The 20,870-nt window shown below is 53.1% G+C and carries 19 protein-coding genes and 1 pseudogene; 8 read left to right on the top strand and 12 right to left on the bottom strand.

All coding sequences use genetic code 11. The annotated features are described in order from the left end of the window. Positions 1-164: 164 nt before the first annotated feature. The gene (locus FDW88_RS06760) at positions 165-1,574 is read right to left on the bottom strand and encodes a PLP-dependent aminotransferase family protein (RefSeq protein WP_137362261.1); all 1,410 of its coding nucleotides are present in this window, start codon (positions 1,572-1,574) and stop codon (positions 165-167) included. A 350-nt stretch (positions 1,575-1,924) separates the two neighbouring features. On the opposite strand from FDW88_RS06760, the gene FDW88_RS06765 reads away from it, so the two are divergent. From FDW88_RS06765 to FDW88_RS06780, 4 genes are all read left to right on the top strand, one after another. Continuing rightward, a complete protein-coding gene (locus tag FDW88_RS06765; RefSeq protein WP_117342827.1) occupies positions 1,925-3,328 on the top strand; it encodes a cytochrome ubiquinol oxidase subunit I in 1,404 nt (467 codons plus the stop codon). Further along, positions 3,328-4,338 (top strand): cytochrome d ubiquinol oxidase subunit II, encoded by a 1,011-nt coding sequence (cydB, locus tag FDW88_RS06770; protein WP_115258450.1) that lies wholly within the window; start codon positions 3,328-3,330, stop codon positions 4,336-4,338. The genes FDW88_RS06765 and cydB overlap by 1 nt, the downstream gene beginning before the upstream one ends. After that, positions 4,338-4,463 (top strand): DUF2474 domain-containing protein, encoded by a 126-nt coding sequence (locus tag FDW88_RS06775; protein WP_137362262.1) that lies wholly within the window; start codon positions 4,338-4,340, stop codon positions 4,461-4,463. Before cydB ends, FDW88_RS06775 begins: the two co-directional genes overlap by 1 nt. A 186-nt stretch (positions 4,464-4,649) precedes the next feature. Further along, positions 4,650-4,880 (top strand): DUF2554 family protein, encoded by a 231-nt coding sequence (locus FDW88_RS06780; protein ID WP_117342828.1) that lies wholly within the window; start codon positions 4,650-4,652, stop codon positions 4,878-4,880. Positions 4,881-4,883: 3 nt separating this feature from the next. On the opposite strand, the gene FDW88_RS06785 is transcribed toward FDW88_RS06780, so the two are convergent. Next, complete coding sequence (locus tag FDW88_RS06785; protein WP_117342829.1) at positions 4,884-6,845, bottom strand: U32 family peptidase; 1,962 nt, start codon at positions 6,843-6,845, stop codon at positions 4,884-4,886. A 78-nt stretch (positions 6,846-6,923) separates the two neighbouring features. Beyond that, positions 6,924-7,460: a helix-turn-helix domain-containing protein gene (locus FDW88_RS06790; protein WP_115258447.1), complete on the bottom strand. Its 537-nt coding sequence runs from the start codon at positions 7,458-7,460 to the stop codon at positions 6,924-6,926. A 105-nt stretch (positions 7,461-7,565) separates the two neighbouring features. Between FDW88_RS06790 and FDW88_RS06795 the strand changes: the two are divergent. Beyond that, positions 7,566-8,655 (top strand): annotated as a pseudogene (locus FDW88_RS06795) (benzoate/H(+) symporter BenE family transporter). Here the strand turns inward: FDW88_RS06795 and FDW88_RS06800 are convergent. Beyond that, positions 8,638-9,507 carry a helix-turn-helix domain-containing protein gene (locus tag FDW88_RS06800; protein WP_115258445.1) on the bottom strand — a complete coding sequence of 290 codons (870 nt, stop codon included), beginning with the start codon at positions 9,505-9,507 and terminating at the stop codon, positions 8,638-8,640. The pseudogene FDW88_RS06795 and the gene FDW88_RS06800 overlap by 18 nt on opposite strands. Positions 9,508-9,696: 189 nt before the next feature. On the opposite strand from FDW88_RS06800, the gene FDW88_RS06805 reads away from it, so the two are divergent. Beyond that, on the top strand, positions 9,697-10,605 hold the full coding sequence (locus tag FDW88_RS06805) for a DMT family transporter (protein ID WP_137362263.1): 909 nt from the start codon (positions 9,697-9,699) through the stop codon (positions 10,603-10,605). Between the two features lie 42 nt (positions 10,606-10,647). On the opposite strand, the gene FDW88_RS06810 is transcribed toward FDW88_RS06805, so the two are convergent. The 3 genes from FDW88_RS06810 to tehA form a co-directional block, all read right to left on the bottom strand. Continuing rightward, positions 10,648-11,319 carry a DUF3313 domain-containing protein gene (locus tag FDW88_RS06810; RefSeq protein WP_115258444.1) on the bottom strand — a complete coding sequence of 224 codons (672 nt, stop codon included), beginning with the start codon at positions 11,317-11,319 and terminating at the stop codon, positions 10,648-10,650. 168 nt (positions 11,320-11,487) lie between these two features. Further along, positions 11,488-12,084 carry a tellurite resistance methyltransferase TehB gene (gene tehB, locus FDW88_RS06815; protein ID WP_117342834.1) on the bottom strand — a complete coding sequence of 199 codons (597 nt, stop codon included), beginning with the start codon at positions 12,082-12,084 and terminating at the stop codon, positions 11,488-11,490. Continuing rightward, positions 12,084-13,085, bottom strand: a complete 1,002-nt coding sequence (gene tehA / locus FDW88_RS06820) for a dicarboxylate transporter/tellurite-resistance protein TehA (RefSeq protein ID WP_137362264.1) — start codon at positions 13,083-13,085, stop codon at positions 12,084-12,086. Before tehA ends, tehB begins: the two co-directional genes overlap by 1 nt. Before the next feature lie 113 nt (positions 13,086-13,198). Between tehA and ydcK the strand changes: the two genes are divergently transcribed. Continuing rightward, complete coding sequence (gene ydcK / locus FDW88_RS06825) at positions 13,199-14,179, top strand: YdcK family protein (protein WP_137362265.1); 981 nt, start codon at positions 13,199-13,201, stop codon at positions 14,177-14,179. Here the strand turns inward: ydcK and rimL are convergent. Continuing rightward, on the bottom strand, positions 14,171-14,716 hold the full coding sequence (gene rimL, locus FDW88_RS06830; RefSeq protein WP_137362266.1) for a 50S ribosomal protein L7/L12-serine acetyltransferase: 546 nt from the start codon (positions 14,714-14,716) through the stop codon (positions 14,171-14,173). The genes ydcK and rimL overlap by 9 nt on opposite strands. Positions 14,717-14,934: 218 nt before the next feature. Between rimL and alr the strand changes: the two genes are divergently transcribed. Next, complete coding sequence (alr, locus tag FDW88_RS06835; RefSeq protein WP_137362267.1) at positions 14,935-16,161, top strand: alanine racemase; 1,227 nt, start codon at positions 14,935-14,937, stop codon at positions 16,159-16,161. 66 nt (positions 16,162-16,227) lie between these two features. Here the strand turns inward: alr and FDW88_RS06840 are convergent, their stop codons facing one another. From FDW88_RS06840 to FDW88_RS06855, 4 genes are all read right to left on the bottom strand, one after another. After that, positions 16,228-16,452: a YdcH family protein gene (locus FDW88_RS06840; RefSeq protein WP_003833168.1), complete on the bottom strand. Its 225-nt coding sequence runs from the start codon at positions 16,450-16,452 to the stop codon at positions 16,228-16,230. A gap of 167 nt (positions 16,453-16,619) precedes the next feature. Next, entirely contained in the window at positions 16,620-18,275 is a 1,656-nt protein-coding gene (locus tag FDW88_RS06845; protein WP_117342838.1) for a glucan biosynthesis protein D, read from the bottom strand. Between the two features lie 193 nt (positions 18,276-18,468). Then, positions 18,469-19,812, bottom strand: coding sequence for a VOC family protein (locus tag FDW88_RS06850; protein ID WP_137362268.1), 1,344 nt, complete (start codon positions 19,810-19,812; stop codon positions 18,469-18,471). A 122-nt stretch (positions 19,813-19,934) separates the two neighbouring features. After that, positions 19,935-20,837, bottom strand: coding sequence for a manganese-dependent inorganic pyrophosphatase (locus tag FDW88_RS06855; RefSeq protein WP_137362269.1), 903 nt, complete (start codon positions 20,835-20,837; stop codon positions 19,935-19,937). Between the last annotated feature and the right edge of the window lie 33 nt (positions 20,838-20,870).

Below are 20,870 nucleotides of genomic sequence, written 5' to 3' on the forward strand. Positions count from 1 at the left end.
AATGACCTGCTTATTCGCACCTTCCTTAGATGCACGGAGGGGAATAATTAGAGGTATTGATATTTTGTATGGTTGCACCTGAAAAAAATAACATCGTGATTTTACTGGTGCTATTTCAAAAATAAGAATGGGCTATTCTTTTATATTGAATAGCCCATTCATTATTATTTCATCATCTCGCGAATTAATTTCCCAAGTTGTTTCACGGCCTGCTCTTCGCGTTCTCCCCAGTGCCATGCGGTATTGAAGCGAAAGAAGCGTGTCCAGGTTCCTGACGTCGAGAACATTTTCCCCGGTGCAATGCTGATATGGTGCGCCAGTGCCTGTGTGCTGAGCTCGCCCGCATCAAGCGGTTCAGGCAGTTCGAGCCACAGAAAATAGCCGCTATCGCTATGATGAATTTTGACTTCCGCCGGAAGATGGCGCAGCAGCGTTTGCCAGGCCTGCTGTTTGCGTTCTGCCAGTTGACGACGTAGCCGACGCAAATGCGCGTCATAACGCCGGGTAGAGAGGTAATCCACCAATGCGAGTTGCATCGGGGAACTGGTTGATAAGGTGCTCATCAACTGAAGCCGCTGAATGCGCCGCGCATGCTTCCCCGCCGCCACCCAGCCAACGCGAAATCCGGGCACCAGGCATTTTGAAAACGACGAACAGTGTAGCACTCTGTCGCCACGATCCCAGGCTTTGGCGGGCAGCGGTTTTTCACGGCCAAAATACAGCTCGCTGTAAACATCATCCTCGATCAGCATCACGTTGTATTTTTCCAGCAACGCGACCAGATGGGCCTTTTTCTCTGCGCTGAGCGTAAACCCCAACGGGTTTTGGCTGTTGGTCATCAGCCAGCAAGCCTTCACCGGATACTCTTGTAAAGCCTGCTCCAGTGCAACGAGATCGATCCCGTCCTTGACGTCGGTGGCAACAGACAGCGCTTTTAAACGTAGCCTTTCAAGCGCCTGCGAGGCGCCGTAAAAACAGGGATTTTCGACAATCACCCAGTCGCCAGGTTCGGTCACCGCTTGCAGGCTCAGGTTGAGGGCTTCCAGCGCCCCGGCGGTAATCACAATGTCATCCGGCGAAATAGTGATCCCCTGCTGGGCATAGCGACGGGCAATGGCATTACGCAATTCGGCATTACCCGGCGGCAGGTTTTCAATCACGCTCATTGCCGTCGCCGTTTTGCTCACCTGCGCCAACGAACGGTTAAGCTGCTGCAGGGGAAATAAACGGGGGTCGGGAAATGCGGACGCAAACGGCATCACCGAAGCATCCCGGCTGGCCTGCAGCATGTCAAAAATATACGTGTTGATATCGACCGCTTCATCGCGCACAACCTGCGATTGCGGGGTTGCCGACTCACGTTCGGGCCGCGCGGCAACATAATAGCCGGATTGCGGCCGCGCAATGATCCGCCCCTGACTTTCCAGCAACTGATAAGCATGGCCGACGGTCATAAAACTCATCCCACTGGTCGCCACCTGTTCACGTAAAGAAGGTAGACGATCGCCGGGTTGCCAGACGCCAGAGGCGATTTGATCGCGAATTTGTTCCGCCAGCCGTTGATATTTTTTCATGATGATTCTCGGGAGTCAGATGCAGGTGACGCTCGCAGTGTATATCAGTCAATAAAATTAACAACATTCTGACAACTGTTATGGGATTGTGTTTTTACTGCATTGTGAACGAAAGCGGTTATCCACATGCTCACACCGCGAGCCTGCACAGCATCAATTTTCGTCGCGTGCTTTAAATAGAATAAATAATTGATTTTATGGGTGTTTAAAAAATGAAGTTTTCATATCAGTACCACTAACAAATAACAGCACAGCAACTGTTATGGTTAAAAAGAACTGTTCTGTTTCTGCCCCCCACTGTTCCTCAGGCATAGAATTGCGCTAAATCAATTTTGCCTGCGGAGTTAAGCATGTTCGGTCTTGACGCGTTTCACCTGGCGCGCATCCAGTTCGCGTTTACGGTGTCGTTTCACATCATCTTTCCGGCCATTACTATCGGTCTTGCCAGCTATCTGGCGGTGCTTGAAGGTCTGTGGCTGAAAACCAAAAATCCCACCTGGCGTTCGCTGTATCATTTCTGGTCTAAAATATTCGCCGTCAACTTTGGTATGGGCGTGGTTTCGGGCCTGGTAATGGCCTACCAGTTCGGCACCAACTGGAGCGGTTTTTCCGAGTTCGCCGGGAGTATCACCGGGCCGCTGCTGACCTATGAAGTACTGACCGCCTTCTTCCTCGAGGCAGGATTCCTTGGCGTGATGCTGTTTGGCTGGCAGCGCGTGGGTCCAGGTCTGCACTTCTTCGCCACCTGTATGGTCGCGCTGGGCACCATTATTTCAACTTTCTGGATCCTCGCCTCCAACAGCTGGATGCAAACACCGCAGGGTTACGAAATTATCAACGGACAAGTCGTGCCGGTGGACTGGTTTGCCGTCATCTTCAATCCGTCCTTCCCCTATCGTCTACTGCATATGTCCGTCGCCGCCTTCCTGAGCAGCGCCCTGTTTGTCGCGGCGTCGGCGGCCTGGCATCTATTACGTGGAAATAATACGCCGGCAATTCGTGCCATGTTTTCAATGGCCCTGTGGATGATGCTGATCGTCGCCCCATTACAGGCGTTGATTGGTGATATGCATGGACTTAACACCCTGAAGCATCAACCCGCCAAGATTGCCGCCATTGAAGGCCACTGGGAAAACGTGTCCGGTGAACCGACCCCGCTGTTGCTGTTCGGCTGGCCGGATATGGAACAGGAGCGCACCCGCTACGGGCTGGCAATACCCGCGCTGGGCAGCCTGATTTTGACCCACAGTCTGGATAAACAAGTTCCGGCTCTGAAAGAATTTCCGAAAGAAGATCGTCCTAACTCCACCATGGTGTTCTGGTCGTTTCGCATTATGGCGGGACTGGGGATGTTGATGATCTTGCTCGGCACATTTGCCCTGTGGCTGCGCTACAAACAACGCCTGTATACCTCGCGTCCTTTCCTGCGCTTCGCACTATGGATGGGACCCTCCGGTCTGATTGCCATTCTGGCCGGATGGGTGACCACCGAAGTTGGTCGTCAGCCGTGGGTTGTTTACGGCCTGCAACGGACGGCGGATGCGGTTTCCGCACATGGCGATTTGCACATGAGCATCAGCCTGATGGCCTTCTTTGTGGTTTACAGTTCGGTCTTCGGTGTGGGTTACAGCTACATGATCCGCCTGATCCGTAAAGGACCGCAGGAAGATGACCCGACGAGTCCGCCAACGGGTACTCCTGCACGACCGCTTTCCGCTGCGGTCCTCGATTCTCAACCGGAGGCACATCGCTAATGGGTATTGATTTATCAGTTATCTGGTTCGTTATCATCGTGTTCGCCACCCTGATGTATATCGTGATGGATGGTTTCGACCTTGGGATTGGCATTTTATTTCCGGCCATTCAGGACCCCGACGATCGCGATGTGATGGTCAACAGCGTCGCGCCGGTCTGGGACGGCAATGAAACCTGGCTGGTGCTGGGGGGCGCAGGCTTGTTTGGTGCCTTTCCGCTGGCCTACGCGGTGATCGTCGATGCGCTGACCATCCCCTTAACCCTGATGCTAATCGGCCTGATTTTTCGCGGTGTGGCCTTTGAGTTTCGTTTCAAAGCAACGCCCGCACACCGGCCATTCTGGGATAAAGCGTTTATATGCGGTTCAATCCTCGCCACCTTTACCCAGGGCGTTGTCGTCGGTGCGGTGCTTAATGGATTCTCAGTCAGCGGACGCAGCTACAGCGGCGGACCTTTCGACTGGCTCACCCCTTTCACGCTGTTTTGCGGCGTGGGCCTGGTGGTGGCCTATGCGCTGCTGGGTGCGACATGGCTGGTGATGAAAAGCGAAAATCCACTACAGGATAAAATGCGCAACGCCGCCAAAAAACTGCTGCTGGCGTTGCTGGTCGTCATTGCCATTATCAGCCTGTGGACACCGCTGGCGCACAGCGCCATTGCCGATCGCTGGTTTAGCCTGCCAAACCTGTGGTTCCTGATGCCGGTTCCACTCCTGGTCGCGCTGATCAGCCTGTGGTTGTGGCGTTCGCTGGGCCAGCAGCACAGCCATGCACTGGCGTTTATCCTGACGCTGGGGCTAATTTTCCTCGGTTTCAGCGGACTGGGGATCAGCATCTGGCCGCATATCATTCCACCGTCCATCACCCTCTGGCAGGCGGCAGCCCCGCCACAAAGTCAGGGCTTTATGCTGGTAGGTGCCTTGTTGATTATCCCAATAATCCTCGTCTACACCTTCTGGAGCTATTACGTTTTTCGCGGCAAAGTTCAACCTGGTGAGGGGTATCATTGATGCAACAATCAATCTGGAAACGCCTGATGTGGCTGGCGATCCTGTGGGGCGGCAGCGTGCTGGCCCTGGCCGCTGTTGGCATGGCCTTCCGTGTGCTGATGACGGCAGCAGGTTTTAAGTCCTGAGTCTGCATTCATATTGGTCGGGTAGCGTAGCGTTACCCGACAGCTAAAATCCCAACGTTATATAAACAAAAATGCAATAACCGGCGAATTGATGAAACATCGATTGCCTTTAACTCGATTAAATAATGAAATAGTCACAAGACGAAATTACCGCAATTTTTGTTAAAACGTACCAGAGGGTGAATGATGTTTAAGAAAGGGTTAACGGTGTTATTGCTGAGCAGTGCGCTTTTTTCTGGCCAGCTTTTCGCTACTAATCAGGGACATGAATATCTTCAGGTGCAGGATGCCGATCACTTATTACGTCACACGGCTGACAGCGATGAACTGCGTATGACGGCGGAAGAATCCGCCGCCGATCTCCGCGAACACCATCACTGGCAAAAATCGCGCAAACCCGATACCCATCAAAGTTAACGCTTAGCCTTTACGCTTCGGCAGCGTTTTCATCAGTTCATCCGGACTGACGGAAGCCACGATGCTGCCCGGCAACGGCATTTTCAGAATGTGATGTTTCATCTTGCCGATGACGTGCATTTCGCACGGTCGGCAATCAAATTTCAGCGTCAGCACATCGTCACCGTTGACCAACTGCATTGGCGTCGCTTTCCAGCTTTTGATGTTACCTTTGGCCTGTTTTGGGCATAGATTAAAGGCAAAACGCAGGCAGTGCTTGGTGATCATCACCGGTACCTCGCCTTTTTCCTCATGCGCTTCATAAGCAGCATCAATCAGCTGAACACCATAACGGTGATAAAACGCGCGCGCTTTATGGTTATAGACGTTTGCCAGAAAACTCAGATGCGTTTGCGGGTAAACCGGGGCCGGGTCGGCTACCGGTTTGCGGCGGCCACGCTGGTAACTGGCCAGTCGCGCTGCGTCCAGCATTTCAACGGCGTCACGACGCAGCTGATTAAGCTGACCGTTCGGCACAAACAGTGCGCCCGGCAGATTCACCTGAATATCACGGGCGTAATACAGCGTCTGCCCAAGCTTTGCCAGCCCCTCCTGCAAATTGCTCAGCGCTTTTTCCGCGTTGTTCGCTTCCTCAAACTGGCCGTCCAGCGTGTGGGTGATGCTCACGCCCTCTTCGCTGGTGAGCGTCAGGATCAGCTGTTCCTGCCAGCCGCCCAGTTCAATATCGACCGCCACGCGACGTTCGCTGGACGTTTTGGTCAACGCCTGCTGCCAGTTATGATCGAGGTTACGATTCAACGGATGATGCGGACGCACTTTATGCAGATCGGCCGGCATTTCATTCGGCCAGACCCGATAGCGGTTGTTCCCCGTTTTCTCGACGGTATTGGCGCGAAATCCAACCACATCGCGTTTGATCAACACGTTCAGGCCATCGCCGTTAGCCAGCGGCTCCGTCACTTCAACATCAAGGTAATCTTTACCTACCTTCAGCACTTCGCCTACCGGCAAGCCGATAAACTTCGGCGAGTCAAATGCACCGATATCCCCTTTGCGGGCGGTGACAAAGTAATCTGTGCTGCCACGGTGGAACGTTTTGTCCGTTGAGGGGGTAAAGAAATGTTCTGTACGACCGGCTGAGGCACGGGCCAAATCACCGCGCTGTTCGATAATCGCATCCAACATCTGGCGATAATGGGCGGTGATATTTTTCACGTAGCTCATGTCTTTGTAGCGGCCTTCAATTTTGAAGGACCGCACGCCTGCGTCGATCAACGCGCCCAGATTAGCGGTCTGATCGTTATCTTTCATCGACAGCAGGTGTTTTTCGTATGACACCACCCGCCCCTGATCGTCTTTCAGGGTATACGGCAGGCGACAAGCCTGAGAGCAGTCACCACGGTTAGCGCTGCGCCCGGTCTGGGCATGGGAAATATAGCATTGGCCGGAATACGCCACACACAACGCACCGTGAATAAAAAACTCAAGGGTCGCGTCGGTAGCCTGATGGATGGCGCTAATCTGTTCCAGACTCAGCTCGCGCGCCAGTACAATCTGGGTAAACCCCACATCGCCGAGAAACTTAGCCTTCTCGACGCTGCGAATATCACACTGGGTGCTGGCATGCAGCTCAATGGGCGGAATATCCAGCTCCAGAATCCCCATATCCTGTACAATCAGGGCATCAACGCCGGTCTGATACAGGTCGGTAATCAACCGCTGAGCGGGTTCCAGCTCATCATCGTGTAAAATCGTGTTCAACGTCACAAAGATTTTTGCCCCATAGCGATGGGCGAAAGGCACCAGTTCAGCAATATCCTTCAGGCTGTTACTGGCATTATGACGTGCACCAAACCCCGGTCCACCAATGTAAACGGCATCTGCGCCGTGCAAAATGGCCTCGCGCGCAATCGCGGTGTCACGGGCCGGGCTTAACAATTCAAGACGATGAGGTTGCTGAGGCATACGGTTGTTACCATCCAAAAGCGGTAAAATGGCGGCTATTGTAGTCAGAAGCGCGACGTTGCGAAATAGTTTTCCCTATTAACTCCGTGGGTAATGGATGAGCGAATGAAAGTGAACCGGCAGTTCACTGCTGTTCCGATAACTGTGTGCGGTATCCCCGGCAAAACGCACTCCCTCACCGGTTTTTAACGTTCGCCATCTGCCGTCAATGTCCATATCCAGCAGGCCATTAATCACCACCACATGTTCAATAACGCCGGTCTCATGCGGGGTAGATTCGCTAAGCGCTCCCGGTGCCAGCAGTATCGAAAAATGGTCAAAGCAGAGCTGTGGATCCCACGGGAACAGCGGCGTGACGATCATCGCCTGCTGCTGCGGGTCGAATGCGGGCGTGCTCTCCGCTTCCGGCGGCGTGATAAAGCTCGAAAAGGGAACGTTCAACCCGGTGGCGATTTTCCATAATGTCGCCACCGTTGGGCTGGACTCGTTGCGCTCAATCTGCCCCAGCATGGCTTTTGACACACCGGTCTCCTGCGCCAGACGTGCAAGGCTCCATTCCCGCTGCTGACGTAACGCCCTGAGCGTGGTCGCCAGATAGTGGGTAACATTGTCCATTCGTTATCTCCCTCGATCTCATGTGGCAAAGCACTAGACTATCACTTGTACGCTATAGCGCACAGTGCTACAGTGACCGACCGTTATAACGCACACGGAGCCGCTATGCGCACATATTCACTCCCTCTGCCTACCGTACTGTCTGGTTTTGTTGCTGTGCTGGTCGGCTACGCCAGTTCAGCGGCGATTATCTGGCAAGCGGCGATAGCCGCCGGGGCAACTACCGGGCAAATTGCCGGCTGGATGACCGCGCTGGGCATCGCCATGGGCGTCAGTACGCTGGCATTAACGTTATGGTACCGTGCGCCGATATTAACCGCGTGGTCAACGCCCGGTGCAGCGCTGCTGGTCACCGGTCTGCAGGGTGTCACTATTCAGGAGGCAATTGGCGTATTTATTGTCGCCAATGCGCTGATTGTCCTGTGCGGCGTGACGGGATTGTTCGCCCGACTGATGCAAGTCATCCCTCACTCGCTGGCGTCAGCGATGCTGGCTGGGATCCTGCTGCGTTTTGGCCTACAGGCATTTAATAGTTTGAACAACGAGCTGCTCCTGTGCGGCAGCATGCTGCTGGCGTGGTTGGTGCTCAAAGTTGTCGCCCCGCGCTACGCGGTCATTGCTGCGATGTTGGTGGGAATAATGATTGCCTTGATAAAAGGTGACGTTGTCACTAACAACATCACTCTCTCACCGGTGATGCCGGAATTTATCGCCCCCCACTTTTCCCTCGCCCACAGCATCAGTGTTGCTCTGCCGCTGTTTCTGGTCACCATGGCCTCGCAAAATGCTCCCGGCATTGCCACCATGAAGGCCTCCGGCTATTCATTACCCGTTTCGCCGTTGATCGTGTTCACCGGCCTGCTGGCCCTGTTGTTTTCCCCGTTTGGCGTCTACTCCATCTGTATTGCCGCCATCACCGCCGCGATATGCCAAAGCCCGGAAGCGCACCCGGACGCCCAGCGACGCTGGTTAGCGGCCGCCGCCGCGGGGGGGGTCTGCCGGTCTGGCGCTGCTGGGGGCGATTAGCGGCAGCCTGTATCAGGCGCTGCATCACGAAGCTGAGCGTGACGCGGCGATTATCACCTTTCTGGTCACCGCCAGTGGTTTGACGCTGCTGGGGATTGGCTCTGCATTTTGGGGATTAATTGCCGGAGGGGTGTGCTACACGGTGCTGAGATTAGCGCGCCGCACGTAGCTGCGAGGGCGTTTTGCCCGTCACCTGCTTAAAACGGTTGCTGAAGTGGCTGGCGGAGCTAAACCCGCAGGCCATCGCGATATCAGACAAGCTGCGGGAAGAGTAACAAACCAGCTGCTGCGCCAGCGCCATACGGCGCTGCATTACATATTGATGGGGCGCCATGTTCATCGACTGGCGGAACATTCGGGCGAAGTGAAAATCGCTCAACGCCGCTTCACCTGCCAAATCGCTCAGGGTGATGGGGTATGCCAAATGCGCGTCGATATAGGCCAGCACATTACGCAAGGTGACAGGCGCGAGTCCGCCCGTCACCACCGGCGGTCGCCATTGTACGTTACTGTAATGCTGGATCAGGTGCGTTAATAACAGCGAAGATGCGGCGCTCAGCGTGAGATGGTTAGCAGGCTGTTGCCAGTCATTACCAAGTAGAAACTGGCGGTACACAGCGGTGATCCCCGGATCGCTGCCGAAAGTATGTTCGTCCAGCGTGACGCTATAAGGGCTCTTATCCCAGACTTTCTCCCCCACCTCACGCAAATGCGCGTCGGTGCAGTAGAGATGCACAAACGACAGATCGTCGCGGATATCCCAGCTGGATTCACTCTCTTTGGGCATCAGGCAGAAGCGGTCCGGGCCGCCGCCGTTCTTCCAGCCGCCCGCCGTTTTGTGGTAACTCTCATAGCCATCTGCCACATACAAACTGAGCGTATGGTGATCGCAATATTGGGTGATGGTATCGCGTTTGTTCGACCACGCCGCCAGCTGGATCCCAGAATGTAACGCAACCGATTCATGCAGCACGGCATTATGTTTGCGTAAGTTTTCAAAGGCATCGTAGGGCTGTGGCATACCATCACTTTCAAAAGACGTTGTGAGCAGACTTTCAGTCTATCTCAGCAACAGGGTGTTAACAGCCCTCTTTTCCGCTTTGCATAAAAAAAAGCGCAAGATTTTGCAAGTCTCCCGCAATCGGATGAAAGCGCCCTCGGAAGTGGCGTGGCACAGTCTGCCTTTGAATAGGCAAAATGAGAGCGATGTATGAACGCACTGTTGTACAGTCTGGTAGTGGTGATATGGGGCACGACATGGATTGCCATTTACCTGCAACAAGGCCCGGTTGCCGCCCCTGTTTCTATCTTCTGGCGCTTTGCCGTTGCCAGCACGATGATGATAGTCATTCTGCTGGTCAGCGGAAAATTGCGTAAGCTTTCCGCACGTGACCATCTGTTTTGTTTGTTACAAGGCGGCTGCGTTTTTTGTTTTAACTTCTGGTGTTTTTACACTGCCGCCGCATGGATCAATACCGGACTCGAATCGGTTATTTTCTCAATGGCAGTCCTGTTCAACGCGGTTAATAGCTACTTGTTTTTTGGTCAAAAACCGCCGCGACGTTTTTATGTCGCCGCCGGACTGGGCCTGACAGGCATCGTCACCTTGTTCTGGCAAGATTTAGTCAACAGCGGGTTAAATCATTCACTGCTTCTGGGCATTGGCTTGAGCGCCCTCGGCACGTTTGGTTTCTCACTGGGCAACATGATAAGCCTGCGCCATCAGAAAAATGGCCTCGAGGTGATGACCACCAACAGCTGGGCGATGTTATACGGCACCGTGTTGATTGCTATCATTGCGCTGGTGCGCGGCGACAACTTCACACCTCAGTGGACCTTCAGTTATCTTAGCGCGCTGTTGTATCTGGCAATTTTTGGTTCGGTGATTGCCTTTGGCGCCTATTTCACGCTGGTCGGACGTATCGGTCCCAGCAAGGCGGCCTACAGCACGCTGCTTTTTCCACTGGTGGCACTGACGCTGTCCACGCTGTATGAGGGGTATGTCTGGCAGATTAATGCCATTGCCGGATTAGTGCTGATTTTACTGGGGAATCTGGTGATGTTCACCCGCCCGGAAGTGCTGATGGGGAAACTGCTGTACCGCCGCCGGGTTGCCTGAAAAAATCGCACCATCCGCAGAAAGCAGACGGTGCGTTTTTCATTATTGCTTTTTATTTACGTCAAACATGGAGGCATCTGTCGCCATGTCATCAACAACTTTCTTCAACGTTTCGAACGCCATCGGCGTACTTTCGTTATTCAGATCTTTGCCTTCGCCCTTACGGACAACTTTAATTACCGGCTTATTGGTTGCCGCATCGATCAACTCACCCTCGAAATAGAGGTGGGTATCCATGGTGCGGTGCCCTGTTGCCATTTGTGTACCGGCAACAACCAGTGCAACCGGAACCACTTCATAGAATTGCAGCCCTTCTTTACTGGTATCAACACCAGTGATCGCCCCGCGGAAAATCAAAGTACGTGGGCCAGGCGTTGTCACCAGCGGCTTACGCTTACCAATGGAGGTTTTCATTTGAGTATTGGTATAGCTCAGCAGCCTATCAAGAACCTGTTGTCCAACCTGAGTGGTTGGTTTAGGAACCGGATAATACGTAATCGGGTTATAAACGATATTGTCGTATTTAGATTCATTAAAGCTAGGGTCAACCCAACGAAGCACCGGTTGCCCCGTTGCTGATTTAGTTTCCTTCAGGCCAGAATAGTCTTTTAAAAACCCAGAGTATTTCTCCGGCTGAGTCACTTTTGATGCACAGCCAGATAATGCCAACAGGCCAGTAAGCACTGCAACTTTAAATAAAGTTTGAGTACGCATGAAACGGTCCCTTTAGTTTTCGCAATGGTGCCTGAAAAGAATAGCAAATCAGAATCATTTTGGATGCACTAAAAATGGTAAGGACCGCACAATTTTATCTTAACGTTATCTTAACGTTCAGCACAAAAAAAATGCTGAACGTAGAAAGGCTTATCACAAATGGGTAGGTTAACCAGCTTTACGCGCCAACATTGTTGCAAAGCGCAGTTTAATACGGTTGCCGTTCTCATCCGTACGATGAAGTTCACCCACATCTTCGTTATATTTCAGCAGATCCCATCCGGTGTAATAGCGGCGTAATTCTCCGGCTTTAAACGCAAACGGGAACCCAACGGTGCACGGAAAATCATCGGTATCCATTGCCGCGACGATCAGGTTATATCCGCCCGGTTTGGTGCAGCGTTGCATATTTTCAATCAAGCCCGGGATAGTTTTTGCTTCGAGGAACATCATCACCACGGTGGAAAGAATAAAATCATATTCACCGTCAAAGCGTAACGCATTGAGGTCCGCTACCTCAGCGTGCAGATTGGTCAGCCCTTCTGCGTCTTTAATGCGCTCAAGGTTGGCAATGCTCATTGGGTTTTTATCCCACGCCGTCACGTCATAACCGTTAGCCGCCAGGTACAAGCTATTACGACCATTCCCACAGCCTAAATCTAATGTTTTGCCTGGCGTAACAATTTTTGCCGCCTCGACAACATCGGAATGCGTGCGGGTTAAATCATATTTCTCAGTAAAGTAGTTTTCGTCACAACGGGTCATTATTTATCCTCAGATTTCAGTAATGCTGCACGCTCCGTGCGAATAAGCAGTTTTCCCTGCATCAGCAATGCAAACGTGCGTATCAGTAATAGCGCAATGATAAAATTGGTAAAAATAAACAGCGGGATCGCCAGCGTATGAAAAAAACCTGACTCGCTGCCGTGGCCTAAATGCAGCCCCGTCGTTGCCAGCGCCGAGACGCCGAACGAGAAGCTCCAGAATGATGCATTAAACGGCTGAGACAGATACCACGGCATGAGGCGCAACATGAACAGCAGTTGCAGCAGGCCATAGCCGAACAACATTTTTGCCAGCGTATCGCCTTCGCCACCGTTGACGCTGAGCCAGGCACTACAGGCCACCAGCGCCGGAGCCAGTTGAATACCCAGCGAGGTACGTAATACCGCCGGCAGTTCACCAGAACTGCGTAAACGCTGCAGAATAACCGGCTCAAGGCTTAACCAGGAGAAGACGCCCGCCCCGAGAAACACCAGCCCGGCATCAGTGTAACCAAGCGCGCCGCAGGCCATGGCGCTGATAAAGTTATTGGCCACGGTCGGCAGATACAAACCCGGCGTGGTAGCTTCTTCCGGATGAGAACCCCGCCACAGCCCTGCCGTTTGCCAGGCTGCGTACGACAGCTGGATCACCACCCCAATACCAAACAAGACCACGGCTAAGGGCCGGCACCAGGGTACAAAACCAATCGCCACCAGCATGGTGGTGGCAGGGAAAAGACTGACAAAGCTGCTCATCACCGGGTGGCGTATTTCCGCCAGCACGCTGTGGGGAAAACGCACCAGACGGGTCATAAATGCCAGCGTCAACAGCCCCCAAATGACCATCGCGAGGATCACCAGACCGTCACCTATCCAGTAACTCACCGGCCATATCTGACTGGCATATCGCCAGGCAAAACCCATCCCGATGGTTCCCAGTACCATGCCAAAATAACCGGCCGGAAGATTAAGAACTCGCTCACTGTATTTGTTATTACTCATTTTGTTTATTTTATAAAGTATATTTGAAATACATTTTATGGAATTTACGGCTGTTTAGCCAGTGCTGAAAACTTTGCTACGTTTAACTAAGGTGCGCAACTGGGAAATTCTTTATGACCAAATACCGTCTGAGCGATGAGCCACGTTCCTTCAGTTATCAGGATAATGGCCACAAAAAAAACGTATTGCTACACCAGGTCATCGCCCTCACCGACTTTAATGATGTGCAAGCCGGTACGCCAGGCGGCTGGATTGACGACGAAAGCGTGCTGGCGCAAAACGGTGATTGCTGGATTTACGATGAGAATGCCATCGCCTTTGCCGGGGCGGTTATCTCCGGCAACGCCCGCATTACCCGTGCAAGCGTGATCAGAGAGGGGACGCAAATTGGCGATAACGCATGGATTGACCAGGCAGAAATCAGCCATGGCGCAGAAATACGTGACAACGTCACGATCAAAGATTCGACTGTCCGTGGGGAGTGCCTCCTTTCCGGTGAGGCTCGCGTGTTGAGTGGTTCAGAAATCATTGCCGCCAAAGGATTAACCCGTGAAAGCGACCAGATTTTGCACATTTATGACCGCGCAACCGTCAGCAACTCGCGCGTGGTGCATCAGGCGCAAATCTATGGCGACGCTGTCGTCAATTATGCCTTTATCGAACACCGCGCAGAAGTTTTTGATTTTGCGCGAATAGAAGGCAATGAAGAAAATAACGTCTGGATCTGCGATTGCGCGAAAGTTTACGGCCATGCTCAGGTTACCTCCGGAACTGATGAAGATGCCATTCCTACCCTGCGCTACAGCTCACAGGTGGCGGAGCACGCCGTGATCGAGGGTAACTGCGTCCTGAAGCATCACGTGCTGGTTGGGGGGCATGCGCGCCTACGCGGTGGCCCAATCCTGCTTGACGATCGCATTCTCATTGAAGGCCACGCCTGTATCCAGGGCGAAGTGCTGATCGAACATCACATTGAGGTTACCGGCCAGGCTTGCATCGAGGCCTTTGAGGGCGACGCAATTCATCTGCGCGGCCCGAAAGTGATCAACGGCGAGCAACGTATTACCCGCACGCCTCTGGCAGGCTTATTCTGAGGCGCAATCAATGATACGGGCGTAGAGATTCACATCATGGTACTCACCGTTGAGGAACTCCGCCTGCTTCAGACAACCTTCCAGCAGGAAACCATTGCGCTGTGCGACCTGATTGCTTTCACGGTTATCTACCCGGCATTTAATGATAAAACGGCGGATCTCACCGCGCTGCGCGTAATGTTGAATAAACGCCTGTAGCGCCTGGGACAGTATGCCTTTCCCCTGATGTTCTTCATCCAGCCAGTAACCAATATAGGCAGCTTTGTTCAACGGTTCGATCTGGTTAAACGAGATCACCCCCACCACGTTCTGCTGTTCAAAAATCAGAAACATTTTGGCGTAGCCGCGCTGGTGCAGCATCATATTGCCCTGCACGTTCTTGCGTGTGTCATCCTCGGATTCGACAAACTGTGGCCAGTTCAGCGACTGCTGCAGCCAGCGCTTATTTTTGAGTACCAGTTGATGCAATGGCGTGACGTGTTGCTCTTCGACTGCCCGCAGTTCCAGCGTGTCGCTGACGGGGATGACTTCTGGCATGTTTATCTCCTTCACTTTCGTTAACGGGGCATTTCTGACTGGCATCCGCAGATATTAATCTATTTATCACCCCGGACATCATACTTTTATGCTGTAACAGCAATCACTTAGCGACAATCTACCGCGCTGAACCCGCTACTCTGATTAACCGGGCATCCTCATGGGGATGATCCGCAATGATGACAATAATACCGCTATTTTTTTGCTAAGGAGCAAGCATGGCAGCACCTTTGGGTCGTTTAGCACTTATCCCGTTGTTTCTGATCACCGCCTGTCACCAACCCGTTCCCACCTCGCAGACCGGTCCCGTGCCTTATGCGGTTAGCAAGCAGGTGGTGGTGGATAATACCACCCTTGAGATCTCCCGCAGCGCGCTGGAATATAATATCCACAAAGTTCAGCAGTTGCTGGGAGATAAAACTCGCTTGTGCGCCATTCTCAAAGGCGATGCGTACGGGCACGACCTGTCTCTCGTCACGCCGGTGATGATGCAAAACGGCGTGCAGTGTATTGGCGTCGCCAGTAATGAAGAAATCAGCATCGTGCGTCAGGCCGGTTTTACATCACAACTGATGCGCGTGCGTAATGCCACGGAAAAAGAGATGCGTCAGGCGGCAGATTTTGATACTGAGGAGCTGATTGGCAATCTGGACATGGCGAAACGTCTGAGCGCCATTGCTCAGGAGAAAGGCAAAACCATCCGTATTCATCTGGCGTTAAACTCTGGCGGGATGTCGCGCAACGGTCTGGAAGTCAGCACGGCGGCCGGACTGGAAGAAGCCCGCGCTATTTCGGCCTTACCCGGACTGAAAATTGTCGGCATCATGTCGCATTTCCCGGAAGAAGATGCCGCGGTGGTCAAGCGCGATTTGGCCCGCTTCAATATCCAATCAGCCCAGGTTCTCAAGATTACCGGACTGAAGCGCGAAGACGTGACGTTGCATGTGGCCAATACCTTCGCCACGCTGACCGTGCGTGAATCATGGCTGGATCTGGTGCGCGTTGGCGGAATTTTTTATGGTGATACCATCGCCAGCACAGAATACAAACGCGTGATGACGTTTAAATCATCGATTGCGTCGGTAAACCATTACCCGAAAGGTAATACCGTCGGCTATGACCGTACATATACACTCAAACGCGATTCCGTTCTCGCTAACATTCCGGCAGGTTATGCTGACGGCTATCGTCGCGTGTTCAGCAACGCAGGACATGTGCTGATCCGCGGCCAGCGGGTACCGGTGCTGGGTAAAACGTCAATGAATACGCTGATTGTCGATGTGACCGATTTGCCGCTGGTGACCTCTGGTGATGAGGTGGTGCTGTTCGGTAAACAGGGCAAGGCACAGGTTAGCGCAGAGGAAGTGGAAGAAATCAGCGGCGCGCTGTTCACCGAAATGTCGATTCTATGGGGCGCGACGAACAAACGGGTTATGGTCGATTAAGTCTTAGACAGGAAGGGCTTCCCATTTTTTGCGGAAAGCCCTTTTACACAGTGAGAGCCGTACTATTTAGCTCTCACTGACACTCTCTTTTTGCAGGATTTTGAGCAGATCTTCCTTCAGGTGAAGTTTCTGTTTCTTCAGGCGAACAATATCCAAACTGTATCCCCGACCATCCGAACCTTCCAGTCTGGAAATCTCATGATCAAGGCTGTTGTGTTTTTCGAATAAAGACAGAAAGCGAGGGTTCTCGGATTTCAGTCGGGAAATGAGGTCTCTGTATTCTGGAAACATACTTTCTCCCTGTTAGTGGACAAAAAGCGTGTATAAGAAATACACACCTTCAGCTTACCCATTTGACATAGGGAAAAATGCGAACAGGATCGAGTAAATAGCGTACAGAATGTTTCAGCAGAGATGAGGTCTGTGACTCCCCTTCAGGAGAGACACAGACCGTGCGATTAACGCATTTCGCGGTCGTCAACGTACTGACGTTTATCCGGTGCTGGCGGGAAATACTGATACAGCCAGGTCTCGCTGATCGCATCGCCCTGACAACGCAGGAACATGCGCATATCTACCGGTTCGGTTGAGTCAGAGGTCGGATACCAGTCAAACTGAATACGATAGCCATCGATCGGCTCAACGTAGAGGATTTCAATCTGCTTCGCTTCGCCGCTTGAGAGCGTAATCACCGGCTCAATACCTTTCGGCGCAGCGGCTTTCAGATCGCCACCGACGAAGTCAACGGCAAAGCGGCGCGCCCATTTTTCCGGGTAATGCTCGCCCGGTGCCCACCCTTCCGGGAATCCTCCCATGCCAGTGCGGGTTGCCAACACACGCGCCAACGGTGAGCGTACCGGTGGCTGTGCGCTCCAGTACAGGCGATATTTGAACTCCAGATCGTCACCGGCTTTGATCGCCTTCTCCGGCTGCCAGAAGCAGACAACGTTATCCAGCGTTTCACCGGTGGTTGGGATCTCCATCAAGCCAATGGTCCCCTTGCCCCACTGGTTACGCGGCTCGACCCACAGGCTTGGGCGCTTATTGTACCAGCCCATGATGTCCTGATAGTGGGAGAAGTCACGATCCAACTGCAACAGGCCAAAGCCGCGCGGGTTGTTATCGGTGTAGGCATTGAACTGCAGTTTTTGTGGATTGTTCAGCGGACGGCAGATCCACTCCCCGTTGCCGCGCCACATTGCCAGGCGGTCGGAGTCATGGATTTGCGGGTGAATGGTATCGCACATCCGACGTTCGTTATTACCGCAGCTAAACATGCTGGTCATCGGCGCAATGCCGAGCTGTTTGATGTCTTTACGGGCGTAGACATGGTTCTGCACATCCATGATCACCTGCGTTTTCTCACAGTGGATCACAAATTTAAACGCACCGGTTACGCTTGGGCTGTCGAGCAGCGCATACACCGTAAAGCTGGTCGCGCCCGGTTTGACCGTTTCGAACCAGAACGCGGTAAAGTCAGGAAACTCTTCTTTGCTGTCGGTATAGGTATCCACCGCCAGGCCACGCGCTGACAAACCGTACTGATAGGTGTCATCGACGGCGCGAAAATAGCTGGCACCGAGGAAAGAAACCACATCACGACGGGCCAGTTCTGGCGCTTTAAACACGCGGAAACCAGCGAATCCGAGATCGGTTTGCCCTTCGAGCTGTTTGGTATCTACGCCCGCATCGTTGTATTTGAACAGTTCAGGGCGGAAGTGGATCTCACGCGCCAGATGCGTACTGTCATCAACCGAGAACATGCGCACGCGGCGACGAAACCCCATGCCGACATGGAAAAACTGCGCGTCCAGCTGACGATTTTCAACGTTATTCCACAGCGACTGCTCGGCGTCGTACTGAATACTGTTGTAAGCCTGAGGCGTGAGTTTCGCCAGCGTATCCGGCAACGCGCGCGGCGCACCGCCCCACGGTTTTTGTGCCAAATCATGGGCCATTGATTGCAGTACGGAAAAATCAAAACGTACGGTTTTTCCGTCTGCAATGTCAGACTCTGCCGCATAGGCGGCACGGGAAAAGAGTGATGCAATACCACTGGTTCCGCACACGGCGGCCATTGCCATTGAACCTTTAATAAATCGTCTACGATTCATGCCTGAAAGTAAGTCCTTCTGGTCGTGTGAATGGTCCCGCGCCGGTCAAAATCTGCGGCAAGAGAGTGCACATTTCTGACCGCTCACTCTAGACAAAATTCATTAATAATCCAATTGTTGGTCGCCGATTATCTGTACAAAATCGAAAATATATTATGTCGATGGGAACAGACCGAATCCCGTGTAAATTCCATTAAAGTAAACCACAGCGCCGTTTACTGCGCTCTTCAGCCTCCCGATACAGCACAAACTCATCATAAACCGCACAGCCCAGCGCCTGTTCAAACGCATCCCGACTGGCGTTACCATGACTGCGCGCCTGGGTTTCATTGCCCAGATTAGACTGGAAAATGCCCGCAGCGCTCACCGGTAAGAAATCTTCGTAGGTGATCGGTTGAGCCACCAGCCAGCCTCGTTCGATCAGCGGCTGCGGGTCATCCTCCGGTCGGATCGCCTGACGATGCGCCTCGCCCGACGGCGTTAGTCGATAGCGGAACCAGGCCAGCCCCTGCTGGCGTAGCAAAAACTCACTGTCAGGGAAGGCTTTAAACACCTCTTGAAGATGCAGCTGGTGCGTCAGGTTGTCTTTACCCGTTCCCGCGTGACTCAGAAGTTCATCATATAACTGCCTGCCTTTTGGGGTCAGCGCCACGCCACGCTGTTCAATCTCGCCAAAACGTGCGGTATGCGTACCACGCATTTCACCGGCAAACAGCACCGCCTCCTCCAGCGCTTTAAAGCTGGTCTGGCGCAGCAGAATAGGCACCTCGCGACGCGGCGGCCCTTCAATAAGGATTTTCGGTTCAATGCCACATCCCGGCATCATCGACTGCACACGGTCGATATCCAGCGTGCGTGGCGTCAGGTGGTTGATGTGGCAACCGGGGAAACACACCACATCAGCAATCAGTCGATGTTCGTTGTGTAGCGCGTGATAGGTCTCTTCATCTACCGTAGCGTGCTGATGCCAGCGGAAGGTTTCCAATGCTTCATGCACAAATTCCTGAGTCTGGGCAGATGTAAAACTACCCTGCGCATCAAACTCATCCAGTAATTCGTGGCAACGGCGCGTAAAAATATCGCGTTTTGCGAGAATATCCGCAGCCCGCTGGCGTAATGTTACGTTATCGATCAACTCGAGACGCAATAGCGAGGTAAACACCCGAAACGGATTACGCGAAAGCGAAGCATCATCGATGGGGCGAAACGCCGTGGAATGGACGGGAACGCCCGCCTGGGAGAGATCGTAATAGCTGACCGGGTACATGCCCATAATGGCAAACATCCGCCGCAGCGTGGACAGTTCCTGCGCGGTCCCTACCCGGATCGCACCGTGCCGCTCAACGTTAAGACGCGCTAACTCATCCGCATTGGCCAGTTTTTCATGCAGCGTCGGATTATTTTCCAGTACCGCCAGATTCACATCAGCGACAAGTTCCAGCAACGTGCCGTACTGCGGGACTTCCTGCTGGTACATTGCTGACATTGCCTGCGAAAATTGTTCCCGAATCTCATCTGCCGTGATGGTGTTCGCCATAATGTCATGCCTCCAGTGAATATTACCTGGAGTGTAGAGAACGCTACCGAGTCCGGTGGGAAGAATTTACAAACTGTGATCCCGCATGAATTCCCCCCACCCGCGTAGACGATGAACGGTGCTTACTGGCGTGGTTTCAAATGGTTTTCCAGCCACGGCAGCATCTGTTTTTTACGACTCAGCATCCCTTCAACCTTGCAGGGCTGCGCGATATCTGTCAGTTCTTTTCCGGCAAACCACAGGCTGGTGTCGCCTTTGTTGATATCCGTCAGCATCAGCACGACCAGCGCAGCGTGGCGTTCCTCAGCATAGCGCACCATTTCCGCACGCAAATCGTCCAGCACCGGCGCCACCTGATCCAGTGCGTAAAGCTCGAGCTGCGCCACGCAAACCTGGAGCCCATGAATCGTGAACGTTTTGCAATCTTTATTGAGAAGTTGCCGGGCGCTCATCCCCTCCACGCTGGTTTTAGCTGATAGCAGGTCGCGGCAGAATGCCTCCCGATCAACTCCCGTTTTTTCGACCAACGCGTCCACCGCCTGGCAGTCGTCTGCCGTAGTGGTAGGTGAGCGTAGCGTGACAGTGTCACTCAAAATGGCCCCCAGCAGCAACACGGCCTCGGAGGAAGAGATCTGGCGACGCTCCTCTTCCGACATTAGTTGCCATAACAGCGTCGCGCTACTGCCGACCGGTTTCACCCACACTTCCGGCGGTAAACGCGTCATCAAACCGCCGAGGCGGTGATGATCGATAATACCAACGACATTACTCTCAGCCAGAGAGTCTGGACCCTGAGCGGGTTCAGTAAAATCCACCAGCCAGACATCGCTGTCGGTCAACGGAAACGTCAGCAGTTCGGGCATCGAGAGTCCCGCGTGCTCAAAGATAAATTGCGTTTCACGGTTAGGTTCACCCGCGCGCCATGCCGTCGCCTGCTGGCCGCGTAAGGTTAACCAGCGCGCAGTCATCGCGGCGGTGCAGATGGCATCGCTATCGGGATTAAGGTGCCCTATGACATGTATCATTAATCAGTGCCTTGTAATGTGAAGAGAACAATA

Source organism: Citrobacter sp. wls829 (genome assembly GCF_005280825.1).
Taxonomy (GTDB): Bacteria; Pseudomonadota; Gammaproteobacteria; order Enterobacterales; family Enterobacteriaceae; genus Citrobacter; species Citrobacter gillenii.

What these genes read in the sequence shown, in the direction of transcription:
- FDW88_RS06760 (WP_137362261.1), bottom strand. Translation starts at nt 1,574, where the DNA reads ATGAAAAAATATCAACGGCTGGCGGAACAAATTCGCGATCAAATCGCC.
- FDW88_RS06765 (WP_117342827.1), top strand. Translation starts at nt 1,925, where the DNA reads ATGTTCGGTCTTGACGCGTTTCACCTGGCGCGCATCCAGTTCGCGTTT.
- cydB (WP_115258450.1), top strand. Translation starts at nt 3,328, where the DNA reads ATGGGTATTGATTTATCAGTTATCTGGTTCGTTATCATCGTGTTCGCC.
- FDW88_RS06775 (WP_137362262.1), top strand. Translation starts at nt 4,338, where the DNA reads ATGCAACAATCAATCTGGAAACGCCTGATGTGGCTGGCGATCCTGTGG.
- FDW88_RS06780 (WP_117342828.1), top strand. Translation starts at nt 4,650, where the DNA reads ATGTTTAAGAAAGGGTTAACGGTGTTATTGCTGAGCAGTGCGCTTTTT.
- FDW88_RS06785 (WP_117342829.1), bottom strand. Translation starts at nt 6,845, where the DNA reads ATGCCTCAGCAACCTCATCGTCTTGAATTGTTAAGCCCGGCCCGTGAC.
- FDW88_RS06790 (WP_115258447.1), bottom strand. Translation starts at nt 7,460, where the DNA reads ATGGACAATGTTACCCACTATCTGGCGACCACGCTCAGGGCGTTACGT.
- FDW88_RS06800 (WP_115258445.1), bottom strand. Translation starts at nt 9,507, where the DNA reads ATGCCACAGCCCTACGATGCCTTTGAAAACTTACGCAAACATAATGCC.
- FDW88_RS06805 (WP_137362263.1), top strand. Translation starts at nt 9,697, where the DNA reads ATGAACGCACTGTTGTACAGTCTGGTAGTGGTGATATGGGGCACGACA.
- FDW88_RS06810 (WP_115258444.1), bottom strand. Translation starts at nt 11,319, where the DNA reads ATGCGTACTCAAACTTTATTTAAAGTTGCAGTGCTTACTGGCCTGTTG.
- tehB (WP_117342834.1), bottom strand. Translation starts at nt 12,084, where the DNA reads ATGACCCGTTGTGACGAAAACTACTTTACTGAGAAATATGATTTAACC.
- tehA (WP_137362264.1), bottom strand. Translation starts at nt 13,085, where the DNA reads ATGAGTAATAACAAATACAGTGAGCGAGTTCTTAATCTTCCGGCCGGT.
- ydcK (WP_137362265.1), top strand. Translation starts at nt 13,199, where the DNA reads ATGACCAAATACCGTCTGAGCGATGAGCCACGTTCCTTCAGTTATCAG.
- rimL (WP_137362266.1), bottom strand. Translation starts at nt 14,716, where the DNA reads ATGCCAGAAGTCATCCCCGTCAGCGACACGCTGGAACTGCGGGCAGTC.
- alr (WP_137362267.1), top strand. Translation starts at nt 14,935, where the DNA reads ATGGCAGCACCTTTGGGTCGTTTAGCACTTATCCCGTTGTTTCTGATC.
- FDW88_RS06840 (WP_003833168.1), bottom strand. Translation starts at nt 16,452, where the DNA reads ATGTTTCCAGAATACAGAGACCTCATTTCCCGACTGAAATCCGAGAAC.
- FDW88_RS06845 (WP_117342838.1), bottom strand. Translation starts at nt 18,275, where the DNA reads ATGAATCGTAGACGATTTATTAAAGGTTCAATGGCAATGGCCGCCGTG.
- FDW88_RS06850 (WP_137362268.1), bottom strand. Translation starts at nt 19,812, where the DNA reads ATGGCGAACACCATCACGGCAGATGAGATTCGGGAACAATTTTCGCAG.
- FDW88_RS06855 (WP_137362269.1), bottom strand. Translation starts at nt 20,837, where the DNA reads ATGATACATGTCATAGGGCACCTTAATCCCGATAGCGATGCCATCTGC.